Consider the following 20,788-nt stretch of genomic DNA (forward strand, 5'->3'; position numbering starts at 1 on the left):
TATAAAATCAAAATTTTTTAAAGTATACTTATTAACTAAAAAAGCATGTGAAATTGTTAATAAAAAACATGAAAAAACAGTTAGGAAACACTTTACATAACTATTGAAATACTTATATTAGCATGTTTTGAAAATCAGATAAAACTTAATTAAATTATATATGGCAGAAGGAGAAAAATTGATCCCTATTAATATTGAAGATGAGATGAAATCGGCATACATTGATTATTCAATGTCAGTCATTGTGTCACGTGCTTTACCAGATGTAAGAGATGGTTTAAAGCCAGTTCATAGACGTGTCCTTTATGGTATGCATGAACTAGGTGTTAGAGCAAGTTCGGCACATAAAAAATCCGCAAGAATAGTTGGTGAAGTTTTAGGTAAGTACCATCCTCATGGCGATACATCTGTTTACGATGCTATGGTGCGTATGGCTCAAGAGTGGAGTTTGCGTTACATGCTAGTTGATGGGCAAGGGAATTTTGGTTCTATAGATGGCGATAGCCCAGCAGCAATGCGTTATACAGAAGCACGTATGCGTAAAATATCCGAGGATATGTTAGCTGACATAGAAAAGGAAACTGTAGATCATAAATTAAATTTTGATGATACATTACATGAGCCTACTGTTTTACCTACCCGTATACCAGGTCTTTTAGTTAATGGAGCATCTGGTATTGCCGTAGGTATGGCTACGAACATGCCACCGCACAATTTAACAGAAGTGGTTAATGGTACGATAGCTTATATTGAGAATAGTGATATTGAAATAGATGAGCTAATTACGCATATTAAAGCTCCAGATTTTCCAACTGGAGGAACTATTTATGGTTATGATGGAGTAAAGGAAGCATTCCATACTGGTCGTGGACGAATTGTCATGCGTGCCAAGGCGAATATAGAAGAAGTTCAAGGTCGTGAGTGCATCATCGTAGATGAAATACCTTACCAAGTTAATAAGGCAGACATGATTAAAAAAACTGCTGACTTGGTAAATGATAAAAAACTAGAAGGCATTGCGACTATTCGCGATGAATCTGATAGAAACGGTATGCGTATTGTGTATGTTTTAAAGCGTGACGCAATTCCGAATATCGTATTAAATAAACTATTTAAGTACACAGCATTACAATCATCTTTTAGTGTTAATAATATTGCATTAGTTAATGGTCGTCCGCAGCTTCTAAATTTAAAAGAACTCATTCATTATTTTGTTGAACACAGACATGAAGTGGTTGTAAGACGTACAACTTATGAGTTACGCAAAGCGGAAGAGCGCGCACATATTTTAGAAGGTTTAATAATTGCATCAGACAATATTGATGAAGTTATTGCAATAATTAGAGCATCTTCTAATGCAGATGAGGCTAGAGAGAACTTAATAAAACGTTTTGAACTTTCCGAAATTCAAGCTAAAGCTATAGTTGAAATGAGACTACGTCAGCTTACTGGTCTAGAGCAAGATAAGTTGCGTTCGGAATATGAAGAAATCATGAAGACTATTGAAGACTTAAAGGATATCTTGGAGAGAAAAGACCGTAGAATGGATATTATTAAGGAGGAGTTGGAAGTGGTAAGAGATAAGTATGGAGATGAGCGTCGTTCGACTATTGAGTACGCAGGTGGTGATTTAAGTATTGAAGATATGATCCCTAATGAGAAAGTGGTCATTACCATTTCTCATGCGGGCTATATTAAGCGTACATCACTTACAGAATATAAAACACAAAATAGAGGAGGTGTTGGTCAAAAAGCATCTACTACCAGAAATGAAGATTTCTTAGAACATTTATTTGTTGGGACTAATCATCAATATATGTTATTCTTTACTCAAAAAGGAAAATGTTTCTGGATGCGTGTTTATGAAATTCCTGAGGGAAGTAAGACCTCGAAAGGACGAGCGATTCAGAACTTAATAAATATTGAGCAAGATGATAAAGTGATGGCTTTCATTTGTACTCAAGATTTAAAAGATGAGGATTATATTAATAGTCATTATGTTATTATGGCTACTAAAAATGGTCAAGTTAAGAAGACGTCTTTGGAGCAATATTCTCGTCCAAGAACAAATGGTATTAATGCCATTACTATTAAAGAAGATGATGTTCTTTTAGAAGCTAAATTAACAACTGGTACCAGTCAAGTCATGTTGGCATTAAAATCAGGAAAAGCAATTCGTTTTGAAGAGGCAAAAACAAGACCTATGGGACGAGGTGCTTCTGGTGTGAGAGGTATTAGACTAGCAAATGATAAAGACGAAGTTATTGGTATGGTGACCATTGAAAACCCTCAAGAAGAATCTGTATTGGTTGTTTCTGAGAATGGTTATGGTAAACGTACCTATATTGATGATCCAGAAGATGGAGAGCCAGTATATAGAATTACTAATAGAGGAGGAAAAGGTGTTAAAACCATTTCTATTACAGAGAAAACAGGAAATTTAGTCGCTATAAAAAGCGTAACAGATAATGATGATTTAATGATTATTAATAAATCTGGTATTGCTATTCGTATGGTTATAGCGGATTTACGAGTTATGGGGAGAGCTACTCAAGGTGTTAAGCTAATCAATTTAAAAGGGAATGATTCTATTGCAGCAGTTGCAAAAGTAATGCATGAAGAAGATGACCTTGAAGATTCTGAAATTGTTGATGAGAATGTTAATGATATAGAAGATGGCACAACTCTTGATAATAGTGCAGAAGATGATCAAACCGAAAACAATTAAAATATTTTATAAAATGAAAAAACAGTTAGTTATAGCTTTAGCTCTTTCTGTAAGTGCGTTTACATATGCACAAAAAAAAGAATTGAAAACAGCGGAAAAAGCTATTAAAGGAACAAATTATGCCGAAGCAAAGACAGCTTTAAAACAAGCAGAGGCATTAATGTCTAGTATGGATGATAAAATGAAATCAAAGTTTTATTATTTAAGTGGTAAAGCTTTGTATGCAGGAGGTAAAGGTTCTTTGCCCGATACAGATTTAGCTTTAGTTAATTTGAACAAAGTTGAAGTTGGATATTCAGCTGAAGTCAATCTACTAAAACAAGATATAGCAAATGCATTGTTGGTAAAAGGGAATAAGGCTTATGAGAAAAAAAATTATTCTGATGCGTCTGTGTTTTTTGAAAAATCCTATAGAGTAACAGAAAGAGACACCGTATTTCTTTATTATGCAGCAGCAACAGCGGTTAACGTGAGTGAGTATGATAGGGCTTTAGGGCTTTATGAAGAGCTTAAAAAATTAGGTTATACTGGTATTTCCACACAGTATTATGCGACTAGTGTTGAAACACAAAAAGAAGAAGCATTTAATAGTAAAGAAATGCGTGATATATCTGTTAAAGCTAAAACTCATATTAAGCCAACTGAGCGTATATCAGAATCAAAAAAACCTGAGATTGTAAAAAATGTTGCTCTTATATATGTTAACAGGGGTGATAATGAAAAAGCAATAGCGGCTATGAAAGAAGCAAGAGCTGAGAGCCCTAATGATGTAAATCTAATATTATCGGAAGCGAATGTTCATTATAAAATGGGTAATACTGAAGAGTTTAAAAAATTATTAGAGAAGGCAACACAAATGGATCCTAATAATCCTGAGTTACAATATAATCTAGGGGTTATAGCAGCAGAATCTAAACAAACAAAAGAAGCGAAGCAATATTATGAAAAAGCCATTGAGCTGGATCCAAAATATATAAATGCCTATATAAATTTATCTGCTTTAGTTTTAAATAATGAAGAAGCAATAATTAAGGAAATGAATGGCTTGGGAACTTCCAGAGCTGATAATAAGCGCTATGATGAGTTAAGAACTCAACGCCAAAACCTTTATAGAGAAGCAATACCTTATTTGACTAAAGCGATTGAAATTGATTCAAAAAGTATTAGTGCTGCTAAAACATTAATGAATATTTATAGTATTCTTGGAGAAACAGATAAGTATAAAAGTATGAAAGAAAAAGTTGCCGCTCTAGAAGGAGCTGATGCTAACTAATCTGAAACTACTTAATTGACAAATAAAAAAAGGAGCAAACTTAATTTGCTCCTTTTTTATTAGATTATTTTTTTAATGACACGTAGTTTATGTGTATGTGTCTTTTTGTCAACATTATAAATACCCGAGTGGTCTAACCGATCAATTCTAACTTTACCATGAGCATGTATTATATAGTTATCTTTCATAATGATACCTACATGCGTTATAATACCTTCATTGTTGTCAAAAAATGCTAAATCTCCAGGTTCACTTTCTTCAATAAAGCTCAAAGCCTCTCCTTGGCTTGCTTGCTGTGACGCATCTCGTAATAACTTATACCCATTTAGTTTGTAAACCATTTGTGTAAAACCTGAGCAATCTATACCAAAAGGTGTTTTTCCGCCCCAAAGATAAGGGCAGTTTAAATATAAAAATGCCGTTTGAATGATGTTGTTTTTTGCTTTTTCCCCTTCTATAAAATCACCCTTATGTTTATGGTTTAAAAAGGACAACCCATTTAAGGTAGCTCCCAATGTGATAGGATATAATTGACTATTGTTATCTTCAATAAACTCAACTAAATCAGCAGAGAGTCTAGGTGTTTCTTTATTTAAAGATTTATATGTTTCTTCTGGAATTTCAAGATGTTGTTTATTATCAATCCAACCCTCATAAGAATCAAATGCTAAACGAATTTTACTCCAGTTTTTGCGCTGTTCCAAGACTTTGAAAATTTCACCATATATTACTTGTGACACTAGTTCACTGGTATCTGCAGGTTCATCTCTAAGGGCAACAATGCTTAAATTACAAATTCCGTATTGCATAAGGTTATTATCTATTGGCTATTACTATTTGTTATTTATGCAATTATTGATAAGAAAATTAGATTGCTGAATAAAAATTTCAAAAAAGTATTTCATAATAAATAATAACAATAAAAAATATTTAACATTTAGCGCTCTATAACAATTGCAGATGCGCCACCACCTCCGTTACAAATAGCTGCTGCTCCAATTTTGGCATTGTTTTGTTCTAAGACATTTAATAATGTGATTATGATTCTAACACCAGAGCAGCCCAATGGATGTCCTAACGAAACAGCACCTCCGTTTATGTTTACATTACTATCATTTAATCCTAGAATTTTCATATTGGCCAAACCAACAACAGAGAAAGCTTCATTAAACTCAAAATAGTCTACATCACTAATTTCAATTCCAGCTTTGTTTAAAGCTTTAGGTAAGGCTTTTGCTGGAGCAGTTGTAAACCATTCGGGTTCTTGCGCAGCGTCAGCATAACTCTTTATGGTTGCCAAAGGAGTCAAGCCTAGTTCGCTGGCCTTTTCTTTACTCATTAAAACCATAGCACCGGCACCATCATTTATAGTTGAGGCGTTAGCTGCCGTTACTGTTCCGTCTTTGGTGAATGCTGGACGTAATTGTGGAATCTTGTCCATTTTCACATTCGTAAATTCTTCATCTATACTAACTATAAGAGGTTCTCCACGACGTTGTGGTACTTCAACAGGTACAACTTCATTATCAAATTTTCCGCTATCCCATGCGGCGGCAGAGCGGTTATAAGATTGTATTGCAAAAGCATCTTGCTCCTCTCTTGAAAATTTATATTCTGTAGCACAAGCATCTGCACAAACACCCATAGCGTTTTTATCATAAGCATCTACCAAGCCATCTTTTTGCATGCCATCAATTAATGAAGCAGATCCAAATTTGGTACCTGTTCGAGCATGTAAATAATGAGGGATTAAACTCATATTTTCCATGCCTCCAGCAACTACAATCTCAGCGTCTCCAAGAGCGATGGTTTGAGCCGCTTGCATAACGGCCTTCATTCCAGAAGCACACACTTTATTTATAGTAGTACATGGAACCGTATTTGGTATACCAGAATAAATAGCAGCTTGCCTAGCAGGAGCTTGACCAGTTCCAGCTTGAACTACATTACCCATTAAAACTTCTTCAACTAATTCAGGACTTAAATTTATTTTACTTAAGGCTCCTTTAATAGCGATAGCTCCAAGTTCTGGAGCCGGAATAGTGGACAAAGCACCTAAAAAACTACCTATTGGAGTTCTTGCAGCCGATACAATAACTACTTCTTTATTCATTAATTTGATGTTTAGTTTATCTTGCGAAAATAACGATTTTTTAGTAGAAATATAAATGAATCATTTATTATAAAAATGGTGAAAGCTTATAATTTTATTACATTTGAAACCATTACGTTTTTTGATGAAAGATTTTATAAATAAATTATATAAAAATCACTCCTTAATTTATAAGGGGTTATTATTTATAGCGACCACTTTTTTAATTGTCTATTTATTCCCTAAGGGAGGAAAATTTAAATATAATTTTGAAAAAGGAAAACCTTGGCAATCAGAAAACTTATATGCACCTTTTGATTTTGCTATTAAAAAAACAGATACAGAAGTAGCCTCTGAAAAAGATGAGTTGGTTAAGAATTCGATACTATATTTTAACTTAGATAATAGTATTGAAACTAAAATAAAGTCTTCATATAAAAATCAGTTTAAAGACATATTTTCAGATTCTATACCTAGAACTACATATAGAAAGTTATACAAAACTGGTGAGGATATTATCTCAGAGTTATATTTATTCGGAGTTTTAAGTGAAAACTATAATTTTCCGAATGAAAGGGCTATAGTGGTACTTGATGGAAGAGTTAAAAAACAAGATGGGTTCTTTTCTAATTTGATTAGTCAGGATGCTGTTTCAAAAGTAATAGATAATACTTTGAATAAAGCTGAGTTAAGTCATTTTAAAACAGAGTTTACAGCTTTGTTTTTTGATTTAATAGAGCCCAATTTAGAGTTTAACAAATCGTTTACAGATAAAGTATTAGAAGAAGAAATTGGAAAAATAGCCTATGCTAGAGGTAGTGTCGCAAAAGAAACCTTAATAGTCTCTAAAGGAGAAGTTATTGATGGGGAAAAATATCAGGTTTTAAAGTCTTTACAATCCGAGTACGAATCACAAGTTTGGAGTGAATCTAATTATATATGGGTGTTATTTGCATACACATTATTGGTTGCCTTAGCCTTATTGATGTTACTTTTGTTTTTACGAAAATATAGAATACGGGTCTTTGAAAATAATACGAAAGTCACTTTCATATTCTTTAATATTTCTTTATTAATATTTATTACAACTTTAGTTGTTAATTATGACTCTAAGTACATTTATGTTGTGCCTATTTGTATTCTACCCTTAGTATTTAAAGCTTTTTTTGACGCTAGATTAGGATTGTTTGCGCATGTGCTTACAGTTCTATTAATAGGTTTTATTGTGCCCAATAGCTATGAGTATATGTTTCTCCAAATTATAGCAGGAATCGTAACTATATTAACTGTTTCTGAATTATATAAAAGGGCTAATTTATTTATATCAGTAGGACAAATAACACTCATTTATATTATAGCATATTTTGCGTTTTTCGTAATTCATGAAGGCAGTGTAAAGACGATCAAGTGGGAAACTTTTATGTGGTTTCTTTTGAGTGGATTGGCAACTTTGTTTGTGCAGCCTTTAATATATGCTTATGAAAAGCTTTTTGGCTTAGTTTCAGATGTATCGCTTTTAGAATTATCAGATACGAATTCAAAACTGCTCAAGGAATTGTCTGATATAGCACCAGGAACATTTCATCATTCCTTAAATGTTGCAAATTTAGCTGAAGCATCTGCAAATGAAATTGGAGCAAATGCTATGTTAGTAAGAGTAGGGGCTTTGTATCATGATATAGGGAAAATGAAAAACCCAACGTATTTTACCGAAAATCAATCCACAGGAATCAATCCACATGATGAATTATCATCAAAAGAAAGTGCACGAATTATTACAGATCATGTTATAAATGGTATTGAAATAGCTAAGAAAAATAATTTACCAGATAGAGTTATAGATTTTATACGTACGCATCATGGCACCAGTGTTGTTTATTACTTCTATATGCAGGAAAAAAAGGATTTTGAAGAGGTAGATAAGTTAGACTTTAGTTATCCTGGACCAAAACCGTTTAGTAAAGAAACAGCCATATTAATGATGTGCGATAGCATAGAAGCAGCTTCTAAGAGTTTAAAAGAACCTACATCTACAAAGATTGATACCTTTGTAGAAAATATAATAAATAAGCAAATTGAAGAAGCTCAATTTTTAAATGCCAATATTACATTTAAGGAGATTGAATCCATAAAAAAAGTACTAAAGCACAAGCTTGCAAATATTTACCATTTGCGTATTGAATATCCAGAATAAAAATTATAAAAAAGTAAATAAAATAGTTGCGTTATATCTAAGTATCTAGTACATTTGCAACCGCAATTTTATTGCAACGTTCTTAATAAAAAGAATTGGAGAGGTGCCTGAGTGGCCGAAAGGAGCGGTTTGCTAAATCGTCGTACCTAGAAATAGGTACCCAGGGTTCGAATCCCTGTCTCTCCGCAAAGTAAGATAACCAATTCGGGGTGTAGCGTAGCCCGGTTATCGCGCCGCGTTTGGGACGCGGAGGTCGCAGGTTCGAATCCTGCCACCCCGACGAACCTAGAAATAGGTCACAACAAAACACTGTTAATCGTATGATTATCAGTGTTTTTTGTTTTTACACATTTTTTTTGATGCCAAATGAAACCATTTAAAACCATATAAAAGGTGTGCAATGTTTCACTAAAAATGTACTAACTTTATGGAGCTTTGAAGCATGATTTGACTTTCGTCTTTACAAATTATTGTTTAACCAAAGTCACCTCTTCCTGAATACAGAGGTCGGCATATTGTAAAAACCATATATGAATATGCTATTCCAGAGCTTAAGAAACAAGGAGTTATCAAATGTTCTTTGGAGGTGATTAAAGAGAATGTTTAAGTTTACAACGAGGACATCGGTTACCTATTGGGATGCCAAATCGAAGAAAACGACCTCCAGGTCACCTGAAGGTAAGGAATTGAACCATTATTTGGATCAAGTATATACCAAATTACTATTACGTCATAAATAGCTATCTTATGATTTTGAGCTAGTTACATATAAAAAAAATTAAAGCTAGGTTCCTCGGGCAAGACGCATTATTACAAAAAGGTTTTAGAATAGGAAAAGGAAAATTAGGTGCTTCTGGTGTTGTTCTAAATTATAAAAACGTAGCTTTTCCTAGAGGTGCAACTGTTAAGGACCATGAGCAGGGTGGTGAAGGTAAAATAGCTCCAATGGTTTGGCAAACTAACGATTGTTTATGCAGGCCATACTTGGTGATATTCCGAAAGAGTACCAATTAAAAGTACAAAATAGGATTATAGACAAATTTATTGATATTGTTAGCAAACGAGGTGTGTTAATGTTGTCTGCCCAAGTATTTTGGCAGACAAATCAAACCACTCATCCCAATTTTGGAAAAGCCTTTTTCGAAACAAATAAATTCATAATAGAATATAGTAATATTATTTTCAATATATGTGGGGTAATGACCAATTTGTTATACTAATATGATATAATAGACACCAATAACATTCACTTATCATAGATAACTTTGGAGTTTTAGAGAACCTTATAGTACTTAAAAAAAAATTAACCATTTATATGAAAATGTATAAAAATATTAAACAAATATTCATAGTAATTTTTGTTCTTATATGTTTTGCTTGCAAAAATGAAAAACAAGAAAAGCAAACTTTAACTTTAGCAAAGCCCAGTAAAAAACAAATAGAATTTGCTGATTGGGAAGTTGGTGCTTTTTTTCACTTTGGATTAAACGTCTTTACAGGGCAAGAACATGGAGATGGCAAAGAACCGCCTTCTAAATTTAATCCAACAGAATTAGATGCAGAACAGTGGGTATTAACAGCCAAATCAATGGGAGCTAAATATGGTTGCTTAACGGTAAGACATGAAGGAGGTTTTTGCTTATGGCCATCTAAAACTACAGAGTATACCATAGCTAATAGTCCCTATAAAGATGGTAAAGGAGATATAGCAAGAGAATTTGTTGAAGCTTGTAGAAAACATGGTCTAAAAGTTGGGTTTTATCATACATCTAGTCATGATGCCTACCATGCATTGAGTTGGTATAAAGGTGAAATAGGCTGGGGGAAAAGTAGAGATTCACTTGTAGAAATAGCTTTTAGAGATGAGAAACTTAAATCTAAATATTTAGAAGTACAGATGGAGCAAATGCGAGAGCTGTTAACCAATTACGGTCAAATAGATTTTATGTGGTCCGACCATTGGGGAGCCCCAGGAAGTGAACATATTTGGAACCCCATTACAGATTTAGTTGCAGAATTTCAGCCTAATATGGTATTTATGGGACCGGAAACTTGGGTGCCAGGTAATGAATCTGGACTTGTGGTATACCCCATGTGGAATGCTGTAAATACAGTTGACGGAACCAACTACACGCGTCCTGCACCTAATTCAAATGATAGTGCAGTTGAAAACGATTATGGATTGCTTGAAAACGAAGTTAGAACAGGACACCCTCTGGGGGAATTTTGGAGGGTTAGAGAATGTACTACACATTGGGCATTTCATAAAGGAGGTTGGTTTTGGCATCCAGAAGTAACACTTCCAAGAACTTTAAATGAACATATAGATTTGTATTACAGAACGGTTGGATTAGGGGCAAATACCATTATTAATCTTCCTCCGGATGATAGAGGTTTAGTTCCTGATACCATTGTAGTTGCTGCAAAAAGATTTGGAGACGAGATTAAAAAGCGTTTTGCTAATCCTATTGCTGAATTAAGTGAAATCAAGAAAAGTGATATTGTAGAACTTACATGGAAAGAATCACAGGAAATTAATACCGTTGTTTTAATGGAAAATATTGCAAATGGACAACGCGTAGCAAAATATACTTTAGAAGCTTTTTTAGATGGGAAATGGGAAGAGCTAAAACCTGTCAATTATTTTCCAACCGCTAAGAAACCTTATAATAAAATACCTGGTTATGAGACCATTGGTCATAAAAAAATTGACCGTGTAGAATCCATAAAAACGGATAGAATTAGATTCAAATGTTTAAAATCTATAGAAGGTACCCCTGAAATAAGAAAAATTCAAGTTTTTAAGTGTGAACCTTATAATTAGAAAAAGAGAATCTTTTTTAGTGATGTTAATGCCTTTGAAACTACTTTTAGGCATTTCACCTAGCGGTTTATTGTTAAAGATTACTTTGAACAAATAATCATCCCAATACAAACAAAATGACGACCTAAGCTACTGCTGAGTATTGTAAATAGGAACCTCTAAAAACGGATTTTCACTTAAATGATAAAAAGACTTTAAAATTTGCAATTCTTTTGATTTGCATATCCAATGTTAGTTCCTCTCAAAGTAATGCAACAACCAGTACATTAAAGAAGCAACGTCCTAATATTATATATATATATATATATATAATGACAGATGGCCATTCTACAGGGGCAATAGGTGTTTATGGGCGGGGCGTTTAGAGAATTTAAACATAACACCTAACCTAGATAAACTGGCTCAAGAAGGAATGGTTTTCCAAAACTGTTTTGTAACTAATTCAATTTGTACCCCTAGTAGAGCTTCTATTATGACAGGGCAATACAGTCAAACAAATGATGTATTGGATTTGTGGGGAGAGTTAGGTATTGAAAAACAATACCTGCCTATAGAAATGAAGAAACTAGGGTATGAAACGGCGACTATTGGTAAATGGCATTTACACAAAGAACCCGTTGAATTTGATTATTATAAAGTATTTCCAAATCAAGGCACTTATTTTGACCCAGAGTTTAGAGAAAAAGGAAAGGGAGATTGGCCAAACAATACCGTAACATCAAAAGGACACAGTTCTGATGTTGTTACAGATAATGCTATTAACTGGATAGATTCTAGAACAGCAACAGAATAACCTCATAATCATTATTGAATTGAACAAATTGATACCAAAATTTGGGTTTTATTTCTACATGACATCTAAATATTTAAAGCAATTTTGGAAAAGCTTGCTGATTTAGGATTGATAGGTGGTGTTACCGATTAAGAAATAATAGTGGCTTTGTGTTTCTTATTGTTAAATAAATTCAGGAAAACATCAGTCATAATTTTGCAGGTGATTATTATCAAATTAAGCCAGTTTTTTACACTATGAAAAAATACAAAATAAAATTTTTAAGTATAATGTTATTAGCTTTTTTCTTTTGTCTAAAAGGGAATGCTCAAACAGAACTTTATGTAGCTACTGATGGGCTAGATACAAATAGTGGTACTATAGACAACCCACTGGCATCGTTATCATTTGCAGTTGAAAAATCAAGGCAGACAGGAGCAAAGACTATTTGGATTAGAAAGGGGCGTTATTATTATGATGAGACTATTAGTCTTACTTCAGCAGACAATGGTTTGAAAATAAGTGGCTACGAAGACGAAAAAGTAATTATTGATGGGGGTACGCTTATTGAAGCAGGTGCTTTTAGCAGTGTTACAACAGATTTAGGAGGTCGAATCAAATCAGAAGTAGTAGGTAAAGTATATTCGGCTACAATAAATGATTCTGATTTGGCAGTATTGCTTAATAATAGATTCATGAATATCTCAGTAGATGATGTTATGGGTAGGTTGGCCAGGTTTCCTAATGAAGGTGTGGCACTTATGGATAAGTCGTTAAATATAGAAAATATAGAAACAAAAGGCGAAGAAGGAACAATAGAAAGCCCAAAAGGAGGAGGATTTAAATTAGATAGTTATTTTTCCTTTAATAATGATGCATGGGAGGCCGAAATTCAACGAAATGGAAAGATTGATTTTCAGGGCTATATTTCGGCAGATTGGGCAAGAGAAAACGTGAATAAAGTAGCTACAGTTAAATATAATGGTTCTTTTATAAGAGGTACTAATGGTACAAGGTTTGGTATAAGTAATAAGAGTAGTTCACCAGGCCGTATTCATTTTGATAATATTTTATATGAGCTAGATGCCCCTGGAGAATGGTATTTTGATGATGTAGATAATGTATTGTATCTATATCCAGAAACAGTTCTTACACTAAATACAGAGGTTAGTGCTTGGTCTGGTAAAATGTTATTTGCAATGAACGGTGTAGAAAATGTAGTTGTAGAACGTATGACGATACAGAATATAAGTGATGGAACTAGGAATGACTCTGCTATTACTCTTAGAGATAATTGTAGAGGTGTTAACATCAATGGTGTAGTATTTCGTTATATTTCAGACCCTATGACTGCTGTAAGTATTTACAATGGAGAAAATAATAAAGTACAGAGCTGTGATTTTTTTGATATTGCAGGTGGCGGAAGATTGTATGGAGGCAGTTATAATAACAATTCTGTAAACAAAGCAAACAATTCATGGGAGAATTGTCATTTCACACAGATATATTCAAAAGATTTTTATGGTAAAGCTTGTGGAGTAAGAGGAGCGGGAAATAGTCTCAGAAACAATTTAGTACATAATATCAATGGCCAGCCTTTTACCTATAAAGGCGTAGATCATGTTATTGAGAAGAATGAGGTTTTTAATGCACAGATAGAAGAGGGAGATGGTGCTTTCTTTTATACGGCACATGAACTGGCTGGATTTGGTAATGTATTTAAGCACAATTTTCTACACCATAATATGCAAATAAGAGGAGCGGTTATTAAAGCTGGTGTACACTCTGATGGAGGAGATGCAGGAGAAACTGTAATTGAAAATATATTTTATCGAACAGGAATGGGAATTAAACAGTCTTGGGCAGGTGGAGGAATGTTTCAGAGAAACATCTTTATAAGCTGTATTAGTGGTATAAGAAATACGCCTCCGTCTAGTATTACTTTAGCACAGCAATATAACTTTTTTATGGATTTATTAGAAAGTGATCCATTGAATACAAATGGCGCTAGAAATGTTTTTGGAGTGATGTTACAAAATATTGGAATTCCTAATTGGGAAACAGGTATAACTAGATATAATTGGCGATCGCGAGTAGATCCATTTTGGGAAAATAGACATCCTAGATTGGCTAATATGCTAAATGGTTATTTTAATAATAAAGAAATGGGAGCTTATGGTGCTACTTTTTCAGATAACTTTTTTTATGCTTCCTTAGGAGATGATATTGTAACACGTTCTAATCCAGATGTAAGTAATAATCAGCAAATCCCAATGAGTGCCTTTAATGATCTTTCAACACTTAGTTTTAGCTACTCAGGATCAAAACCTGCAGATGCACCAAATATACCTTTTAATGAAATAGGGCTATATTTAGATGATTATCGTTGCGCTATTCCTGACAAAACAGTTTACAGAAAAGGTGTAAAAGATTATTTTGAGAATAGAAACCTAAAAGGGGAGCCTTATACAGCAGCAACTTATAAAGACTATTACTTTAATACAGGTAGACTTGTTTTATCTACGGTTCCCTGCACCGAGGAAATAGTCGAACCAAGCGACACGAGTTATACTATAAAGGTAACCGGAGAGACCTGTCCAGATAAGGACAACGGGACAATAAAGATATTAGCAGAGGAACCGGGCAGCTATGAAGCGGTTTTAAACGAGGGAGCTGTTATTAATTTTAGTGATGAGTGGCTTATGGAGGACCTGGCACCGGGAAGCTATGAACTATGTATAACCAATACGGCCACAACGTTAGAACAGTGTTATACATTTAGTATAAAAGAGGGTAGCTCTGTAACGGGAAAAATGAGTTCAAGGCCCAATAAAGTGGATGTATCGGTTACAACAGGTACGGCACCTTTTGATGTTTATGTGAATGGGGCGTTTTCGTTCCAGACCAGCTCCAGGATATTTTCGGTAGATGGGGCTTATGGTGACGTTGTAGAGGTAAAGACCAGTGTGGGCTGTGAGGGAGACATGACAAAAACAATAGACGGCATATTGAAGGTTTCCCCCAACCCCACAAAGGGGGTTTTTGAAATAGTTTTGTCCATGCCATTGGATAGGGTTACGGTAGATATATACAATGTATATTCCCAATTGATATCATCAGGGGATTACGGAGTAAGTGGCGGCAAGGTGACATTGGATATAAACGAAAGTCCATCAGGGATCTACTTTACGGTTCTGCATATAGGTAAAAACAAGACAAAAGCATTAAAAGTAATAAAGGAATAATAGAATTATGAGGAAATATATATTAATAGCAGTATTTTCAGGATTGATAGCAACGGTATCATGTAGTGGGGGCGGAGATGACCCAGGCCCGGAGCCCAGGCCTGATCCAACATCAAACACAGCACCAGAGAAGCCTGCTTTAGTAGAACCAACGGATAATCAACTATGTATAGATAACAATTTGGTTTTCAAGTGGGGAGCGTCATCAGATCCGGAGGGGGATGCGGTGAAGTATACCATGGAGATATCAAAGAATACAGCGTTTACGGAGATTACCCATAGTTTTACAAACTTGAGCGCACTGACAAAGACAGTGCTTTTGGAGCATGATGTTATTTATTACTGGCGGGTAAAGGCCATAGATAGCAAGAATGCGTCCAGTGATTTTTCATCTGTGTTCCAATTCTACACAGAAGGTTTTGGGGTAGAGAACCATTTACCGTTTCCGGCGAGCATACTTTCACCAAAGTTAAATGAATCGGTATCTGGGAGTTCCGTATTGTTGTCATGGGGAGCCACGGACGTAGATGATGACACATTAACGTTTGATGTTTATTTGGGTACGAACAATCCGCCCGTAACAAAGCTTGTAAGCGACCATCTGGACAAGAGTTTTCAGGCAACATCCTTAACTGGCGGGACTGACTATTATTGGAAGGTAGTGACCAAAGATTCCCTTGGAGCCACTGCTACGGGGCAAATATGGAACTTTAATACCCAGTAAAGATACAACGCTGTTTTCATATTCGCTAATATTGATTGTATCAAAAGTTATTTTAGTATGTAATAGTTCATCCTTTGGCCGATTACTATGAGAATATACAATTTCTTCTATATCATATTTCTGAAAATTATTATATGGAGATGAGATATCAATATTGATTGCTTCAAATTCTAAGTTGTTAATGTTATTATCTTTGGAACATCCAAAAATAAGGATAGAGATAATTAATATTTGGACAATTTTCTTCATAATCATTTTAGTTTATTCAGTTCTTTTTTAAGGTTTTCATAGCCTAAATCGTAAGCCTGTATATTTGATTCTTTAGATAACTTGGACCCAATGATGTGAACCATTTTATATTTATATGAGACTTTGAAGCGTGATTTGACTTTCGTCTTTGCAAATTATTGTTTAACCAAAATCATTTAAAATGAAAACAAAAAGCACCTTCACCATCATTTTCTTCACTAGAAAATCAATAATAATGTCAATAATAGTTTTTGTTTCATAGTACTGTCCTTAAATGTTGCCAACGTTTAGTGTAAGAAACGTAGGGTAGGTGATAAGCACTTTCTTTGGTTTATTACGTTTTCTTTCCAATCGGTTTTTAAATACTTCAAAGCATCTTCTAAAGCCTTTTTTGAAGTTTTAGGATTGAAATCTAATTCTTCTTTTGATTTACTAATATCATAATCTTGCTTTAAACCATAGAACATATCGAGATAATGTCTCTGCAATAGAGGTTCTTTTCCTGTGAGTTTTACTATTAAATTCCATTAAACCTGCGACAGAGTATAATAAAGATTTTGGTACTTTTTTAGGCATTTTTAAATTTAGCTCAGGATATAAGTCAGAAACTATCTTTACACTTTCTTGCAATGTTGTATGTTCCTCATTAGACAGAATGTATCTTTTCCTATTTCTACCTTTGTTCATTGCTTTATATGTTCCTAAAGCCACATCTTTTACATTTACCTAATTTAAAGTTACATTGGTGTCTACTGGTATTTCTCCATTTAAAACTTGTAAAACAAGATTATTAGAATAACTTAATTTAAAGGCTATAGAACCAATCATAGCTGAAGGTAAGACCAAGACAGTTCTAATATCATATTTTTTCCCTAATTCAAAAGCCAGTTTATCAGAATCATTTTTAGAATTATAATACCAATTTCTTCGATCTTTATTGTATCCATTGTCTACATTGGCCAGTAACTTCGTAAAATCTAAACTCGCTACAGAACTTACATAAACGATATTCTTAACTCCGCATTCTTTTGCGATATCAAACACGTTTTGAGTTCCTTACATATTATTATTATAAATTTCAGTTTGAGGTAACTCCCTCAAATGCTTTTTTTAGAGATTTTCTATCGGTAATATCTGTTTGTGTCACTTCACAGTTTAATCCATTAAATGGTTTCGTATTGTTGATTTTATAACGAATACACTTACGATAGTTAAAAATAAAGTTTTCATGATTTTATGTTTTATTAATTATTTGTTTGTTTGTTTGTTTGTTGTTTCGTTTTGTAAACGGAATTAGCATAGGTGTTTTAGATTGGTATGATTTGTAACGGTTCCCAAAATCTTTTTTCAAATCGCGTTCTTCAAAGAGCGTCCCTATAACAAAGTATGCTGTTAGACTAAGTGCAAATACTAAATGTGTAATTGTCATAGTTGGAGTTGCCCATAGCCCCAAAATCCCTCCAAAATAAAGTGGGTGGCGTACATATTTATACAACCAGACAACTTTAAATTTAAGCTGTGTATATGGTTTGTTTTGAAGCTCTAAATAAGTTTGTCTAAGCCCAAATAGATCAAAGTGGTTGATTAAAAAAGAACTAATAAAAAGAATAGCCCATCCAGCGAAGAACAAGATATATATGGTATAAAACAGAACTGTATCTGGAGCAATGTCCCAAATGAGTCCACCCATAGGTTCCCATTGTAAAACTAAAAGGGACAATAATAATCCAGAGATTAGTACAAACGTACTGCGTTCAATAGGTCTTGGGAAATATTTCGCAAAAACATTTTTAAATGATTGTCGAGCCATGATGCTATGTTGTAATCCGAAAAGAGCGATTAATCCCAGGTTCTTTAATAAGGCAGGAAAAAATCCCATTTGAGGTGTTTGATCTATTGATATTTCGGGAATTAAATGGCTTACAGATGCTATCCACAATAGTAAAGATGCAAACCCGATAAGATAAGAGATAATTGAATACAAGAACATTAATACTTTTTTCATGACATATTGATTTTAAATGATATGCCAAAAGTATTCTGAAACGGAAGCTAAGGGTTTTCTTAAAAGTTCAACTTTCTTTCTAAAAAGTTCAAATCAAAAAAATGTGGACTAAGTAGCCAAATGAAGGTTTCGATATTGATTTGGAGGGTAGCTAAACTTGTGTTTAAAACTACTATTAAAGTGAGATGTGTTTTTAAAACCACTTTCGTAACACACTTCATTGATATTCAATTCTGAATTTTGCAACAAGGTTTTTGCATAGTCTAAGCGCATGTTAGTTAACCATTTACCTGGTGTTTCATTAAAGTGTACTTTAAAATCTCTTTTGAAGGTAGATAGGCTTCTTCCACAAAGACGTGCATATTCTTCCAATTGCAAATCATAATGAAAATTTTTCATCATAATATCATGAATGCTGGTTTTTTCAACTTGTCTTAAGGTATTAAAGAAACTAATCAAATCTTGATTGCCCGGAGTTAGTGCAATATTAAACAGTAATTCGTTAAATTTTATTTCAACTAATTCTCTGGGGATATCACCGCCCATATCAAAATAGTTAAAAACAGATAGAAACAAGGAGTTTAATGAGTTGGTAACATTTATGGGAAAAATTTGATCGTAATGTTCTTTTGGGCTTGTAGATTTTATAACTGATGCATTATTAGTTATAAAACGTCTTATAAAATCCTCAGTTATAAAAAAGAGAATAGTACAATAGTCTTCTTCAAAATATTGCTTTGTATTGTAAATGCCTTTTCTAATAAAAAGAGACTCTCCGGAATGTAATGGATATGTTTTGTTTATAGAAGTCCAATCCTTTTTTCCACTTATCACATATGTTATAAAAGGTGTATCGGTCCATAATTTGAATTTTTCAACTTCAATGGGACATTTGTATTCTACAAATAAATAGTCGTCACCAATTAATTTATTATTTTTTGGATCGTTTTTAAAGTATTTGAAAACATCGAGGGTCATACACAAATTTAATAAATAATTTGATTAGTGAACTTGCTAGGCTTCTTGACAGTTGTTTTCGATGAATTATTGCTTTACATTTGAAATCTTTTTATTCAATTTTACAATCAATATGCAATAGATGAAAACCATTTTTTTAACACTTATATGGTTTGTTTGTTTTTGTTCTTTTTCTCAAGACTATGAGAATGGAAGTGTTGATTTTGGTTTGGGTGCTGCAATTAGTGTTGGATTGCAGGAAGAAGTAGGTTTTGATATCAGATTTCAGTATCAACCTTCAACAAAAACACGTACTTATATAGCTGAGTATAATCGATTTTTTATAAAAGAATTCGAAAATACAGAAGTTTATAATGAGTTTGGTATTACTTATAATATACGTTTGATGCATTGGAACGCATTAAGTATTACTGGGGGCGTTGGATATATTGTAAACGACTATAAAATATTAAGTAGAGCGGAAGACACCTCTTCATTGTTTTTCTCCACAGGTAATTTTAATCATGCTGCAGCACTTAAATTTAGAGGATTATATGATATAAATCCGATACAGGTGTTTGTAGAGTTTAATCTAAAGAGTTTTGGAAAACGATACGATACTGTTATTTTTGGGCTTACATATTCTCTAGGGGTTTAGCTTTGAAGTCATACCCCTTAGCCTCCAATAGCAGTCATACTTCTATTATTGTTATGTAATTCGGGTTCTTGAAGTTTTTTAAGCGTATCCATGCCTCCTCGAACTTTAAGCTTTGCTTGTACTGCTTTTTGAATGATTGGTTCAATGGGATTACCAGATCTTAGCGTGGTTAATAAATCAGATTCTGTTGAAGAAAATAAACAGTTTTTTATTTGTCCGTTGGCTGTTAATCTAAGTCTGTTACACGAATCACAAAACGGATTTGTTACAGAACTAATAATAGCGAAACTACCTTTATAACCTTTTATTTTATAGTTTTTAGAAGTATCGTTAGGAGCATCTTGTATACGTTCTATGCTTTCTTTAGGAAAAGAAGCATTAACATAATCCATCACTTCGGCGTAGGAAACCATTTTACTCATATCCCATTTGTTACCATCAAAAGGCATAAATTCAATAAAGCGAACAGAAATTGGTAAGTCTTTTGTGAAATTTATAAAGTCTATAATTTCATTATCGTTAAACCCTTTCATTAAAACGGCATTCACCTTAACTGTGAAGCCTTCTTTGACCAATAATAAAATATTGTTATAAACCTTTTTAAACTCATGTCTTCTGGTAATGTGTTTAAACTTGCCTTCATCTAAGGAATCTAAACTCACATTGATTTTATTAACGCCATTAGCTTTTAAAACATCAATGAATTTATCAATAATAACAGCATTGGACGTGATGGATAATTCTACAGGAAGCGTTGCCAGTTTCTCTAAAATAACAGGAATATCTTTTCTGATTAAAGGCTCACCCCCAGTTAATCTGATTTTAGTAACCCCATGGTCTACAAAAGTTTTGGCTATATCATAGATTTCTTCGTAAGTCATGAGATGACTCTTAGGAGATAATTTCACACCTTCTTCCGGCATACAGTACGTACAGCGTAAATTGCAACGTTCAATTAATGAAATACGTAAATACGCATGATCTCTACCATGTGAATCTTGTAATATGTTTAGTCCTTTATTCATGTTGATAGTGTTCAGAGACCTGTCAGGTTTTAAAAACCTGAC

Annotated in this window: 16 protein-coding genes and 2 tRNA genes; 11 read left to right on the plus strand and 7 right to left on the minus strand. The window is 33.6% G+C overall.

Annotated elements, in window-relative coordinates:
• The first annotated feature begins 160 nt into the window (after positions 1-160).
• Both gyrA and Q4Q39_RS15360 read left to right on the plus strand, forming a co-directional pair.
• A complete protein-coding gene (gene gyrA, locus Q4Q39_RS15355) occupies positions 161-2,728 on the plus strand; it encodes a DNA gyrase subunit A (protein WP_303283438.1) in 2,568 nt (855 codons plus the stop codon).
• A gap of 13 nt (positions 2,729-2,741) precedes the next feature.
• Entirely contained in the window at positions 2,742-4,001 is a 1,260-nt protein-coding gene (locus Q4Q39_RS15360; protein WP_303283439.1) for a tetratricopeptide repeat protein, read from the plus strand.
• Positions 4,002-4,060: 59 nt separating this feature from the next.
• Here the strand turns inward: Q4Q39_RS15360 and Q4Q39_RS15365 are convergent, their stop codons facing one another.
• Both Q4Q39_RS15365 and Q4Q39_RS15370 read right to left on the minus strand, forming a co-directional pair.
• Positions 4,061-4,810, minus strand: coding sequence for a C40 family peptidase (locus Q4Q39_RS15365; RefSeq protein ID WP_303283440.1), 750 nt, complete (start codon positions 4,808-4,810; stop codon positions 4,061-4,063).
• Positions 4,811-4,938: 128 nt separating this feature from the next.
• Positions 4,939-6,114, minus strand: a complete 1,176-nt coding sequence (locus Q4Q39_RS15370; RefSeq protein ID WP_303283441.1) for an acetyl-CoA C-acyltransferase — start codon at positions 6,112-6,114, stop codon at positions 4,939-4,941.
• 124 nt (positions 6,115-6,238) lie between these two features.
• Here Q4Q39_RS15370 and Q4Q39_RS15375 point away from each other — a divergent pair, with 124 nt between their 5' ends.
• From Q4Q39_RS15375 to Q4Q39_RS15410, 8 genes are all read left to right on the plus strand, one after another.
• Positions 6,239-8,287 carry an HD family phosphohydrolase gene (locus Q4Q39_RS15375; protein ID WP_303283442.1) on the plus strand — a complete coding sequence of 683 codons (2,049 nt, stop codon included), beginning with the start codon at positions 6,239-6,241 and terminating at the stop codon, positions 8,285-8,287.
• A 97-nt stretch (positions 8,288-8,384) separates the two neighbouring features.
• Positions 8,385-8,473: transfer RNA gene (locus Q4Q39_RS15380), tRNA-Ser, on the plus strand.
• Between the two features lie 19 nt (positions 8,474-8,492).
• Positions 8,493-8,567, plus strand: a tRNA-Pro gene (locus tag Q4Q39_RS15385).
• Between the two features lie 691 nt (positions 8,568-9,258).
• Positions 9,259-9,507 (plus strand): hypothetical protein, encoded by a 249-nt coding sequence (locus Q4Q39_RS15390; RefSeq protein WP_303283443.1) that lies wholly within the window; start codon positions 9,259-9,261, stop codon positions 9,505-9,507.
• Positions 9,508-9,602: 95 nt separating this feature from the next.
• Complete coding sequence (locus Q4Q39_RS15395; protein ID WP_303283444.1) at positions 9,603-11,111, plus strand: alpha-L-fucosidase; 1,509 nt, start codon at positions 9,603-9,605, stop codon at positions 11,109-11,111.
• Positions 11,112-11,523: 412 nt separating this feature from the next.
• A complete protein-coding gene (locus Q4Q39_RS15400) occupies positions 11,524-11,904 on the plus strand; it encodes a sulfatase-like hydrolase/transferase (protein WP_303283445.1) in 381 nt (126 codons plus the stop codon).
• A gap of 269 nt (positions 11,905-12,173) precedes the next feature.
• Positions 12,174-15,128: a T9SS type A sorting domain-containing protein gene (locus tag Q4Q39_RS15405; protein WP_303283446.1), complete on the plus strand. Its 2,955-nt coding sequence runs from the start codon at positions 12,174-12,176 to the stop codon at positions 15,126-15,128.
• A 394-nt stretch (positions 15,129-15,522) separates the two neighbouring features.
• Positions 15,523-15,852: a hypothetical protein gene (locus tag Q4Q39_RS15410; protein ID WP_303283447.1), complete on the plus strand. Its 330-nt coding sequence runs from the start codon at positions 15,523-15,525 to the stop codon at positions 15,850-15,852.
• Positions 15,853-16,388: 536 nt separating this feature from the next.
• On the opposite strand, the gene Q4Q39_RS15415 is transcribed toward Q4Q39_RS15410, so the two are convergent.
• The 4 genes from Q4Q39_RS15415 to Q4Q39_RS15430 all read right to left on the minus strand — a co-directional run bounded on the left by Q4Q39_RS15415 (position 16,389) and on the right by Q4Q39_RS15430 (position 19,084).
• Positions 16,389-16,589, minus strand: a complete 201-nt coding sequence (locus Q4Q39_RS15415; protein ID WP_303283448.1) for a hypothetical protein — start codon at positions 16,587-16,589, stop codon at positions 16,389-16,391.
• A 238-nt stretch (positions 16,590-16,827) separates the two neighbouring features.
• Positions 16,828-17,145: a Rossmann-fold NAD(P)-binding domain-containing protein gene (locus tag Q4Q39_RS15420; RefSeq protein ID WP_303283449.1), complete on the minus strand. Its 318-nt coding sequence runs from the start codon at positions 17,143-17,145 to the stop codon at positions 16,828-16,830.
• 190 nt (positions 17,146-17,335) lie between these two features.
• Positions 17,336-18,106, minus strand: a complete 771-nt coding sequence (locus tag Q4Q39_RS15425) for a methyltransferase family protein (RefSeq protein WP_303283450.1) — start codon at positions 18,104-18,106, stop codon at positions 17,336-17,338.
• 108 nt (positions 18,107-18,214) lie between these two features.
• Positions 18,215-19,084 carry a helix-turn-helix domain-containing protein gene (locus Q4Q39_RS15430; protein WP_303283451.1) on the minus strand — a complete coding sequence of 290 codons (870 nt, stop codon included), beginning with the start codon at positions 19,082-19,084 and terminating at the stop codon, positions 18,215-18,217.
• 121 nt (positions 19,085-19,205) lie between these two features.
• Between Q4Q39_RS15430 and Q4Q39_RS15435 the strand changes: the two genes are divergently transcribed.
• Positions 19,206-19,721: a hypothetical protein gene (locus Q4Q39_RS15435; protein WP_303283452.1), complete on the plus strand. Its 516-nt coding sequence runs from the start codon at positions 19,206-19,208 to the stop codon at positions 19,719-19,721.
• A 17-nt stretch (positions 19,722-19,738) separates the two neighbouring features.
• On the opposite strand, the gene moaA is transcribed toward Q4Q39_RS15435, so the two are convergent.
• Positions 19,739-20,746 carry a GTP 3',8-cyclase MoaA gene (gene moaA / locus Q4Q39_RS15440; RefSeq protein ID WP_303283453.1) on the minus strand — a complete coding sequence of 336 codons (1,008 nt, stop codon included), beginning with the start codon at positions 20,744-20,746 and terminating at the stop codon, positions 19,739-19,741.
• Positions 20,747-20,788: the final 42 nt, after the last annotated feature.

This window comes from Flavivirga amylovorans, assembly GCF_030540875.1.
Classification (GTDB): domain Bacteria; phylum Bacteroidota; class Bacteroidia; order Flavobacteriales; family Flavobacteriaceae; genus Flavivirga; species Flavivirga amylovorans.

Coding starts and splice junctions, on each gene's coding strand:
- Q4Q39_RS15360 (WP_303283439.1), top strand. CDS start 2,742: ATGAAAAAACAGTTAGTTATAGCTTTAGCTCTTTCTGTAAGTGCGTTT.
- Q4Q39_RS15390 (WP_303283443.1), top strand. CDS start 9,259: ATGCAGGCCATACTTGGTGATATTCCGAAAGAGTACCAATTAAAAGTA.
- Q4Q39_RS15365 (WP_303283440.1), bottom strand. CDS start 4,810: ATGCAATACGGAATTTGTAATTTAAGCATTGTTGCCCTTAGAGATGAA.
- Q4Q39_RS15375 (WP_303283442.1), top strand. CDS start 6,239: ATGAAAGATTTTATAAATAAATTATATAAAAATCACTCCTTAATTTAT.
- Q4Q39_RS15395 (WP_303283444.1), top strand. CDS start 9,603: ATGAAAATGTATAAAAATATTAAACAAATATTCATAGTAATTTTTGTT.
- gyrA (WP_303283438.1), top strand. CDS start 161: ATGGCAGAAGGAGAAAAATTGATCCCTATTAATATTGAAGATGAGATG.
- Q4Q39_RS15405 (WP_303283446.1), top strand. CDS start 12,174: ATGTTATTAGCTTTTTTCTTTTGTCTAAAAGGGAATGCTCAAACAGAA.
- moaA (WP_303283453.1), bottom strand. CDS start 20,746: ATGAATAAAGGACTAAACATATTACAAGATTCACATGGTAGAGATCAT.
- Q4Q39_RS15435 (WP_303283452.1), top strand. CDS start 19,206: ATGAAAACCATTTTTTTAACACTTATATGGTTTGTTTGTTTTTGTTCT.
- Q4Q39_RS15370 (WP_303283441.1), bottom strand. CDS start 6,114: ATGAATAAAGAAGTAGTTATTGTATCGGCTGCAAGAACTCCAATAGGT.
- Q4Q39_RS15400 (WP_303283445.1), top strand. CDS start 11,524: ATGGTTTTCCAAAACTGTTTTGTAACTAATTCAATTTGTACCCCTAGT.
- Q4Q39_RS15430 (WP_303283451.1), bottom strand. CDS start 19,084: ATGACCCTCGATGTTTTCAAATACTTTAAAAACGATCCAAAAAATAAT.
- Q4Q39_RS15425 (WP_303283450.1), bottom strand. CDS start 18,106: ATGAAAAAAGTATTAATGTTCTTGTATTCAATTATCTCTTATCTTATC.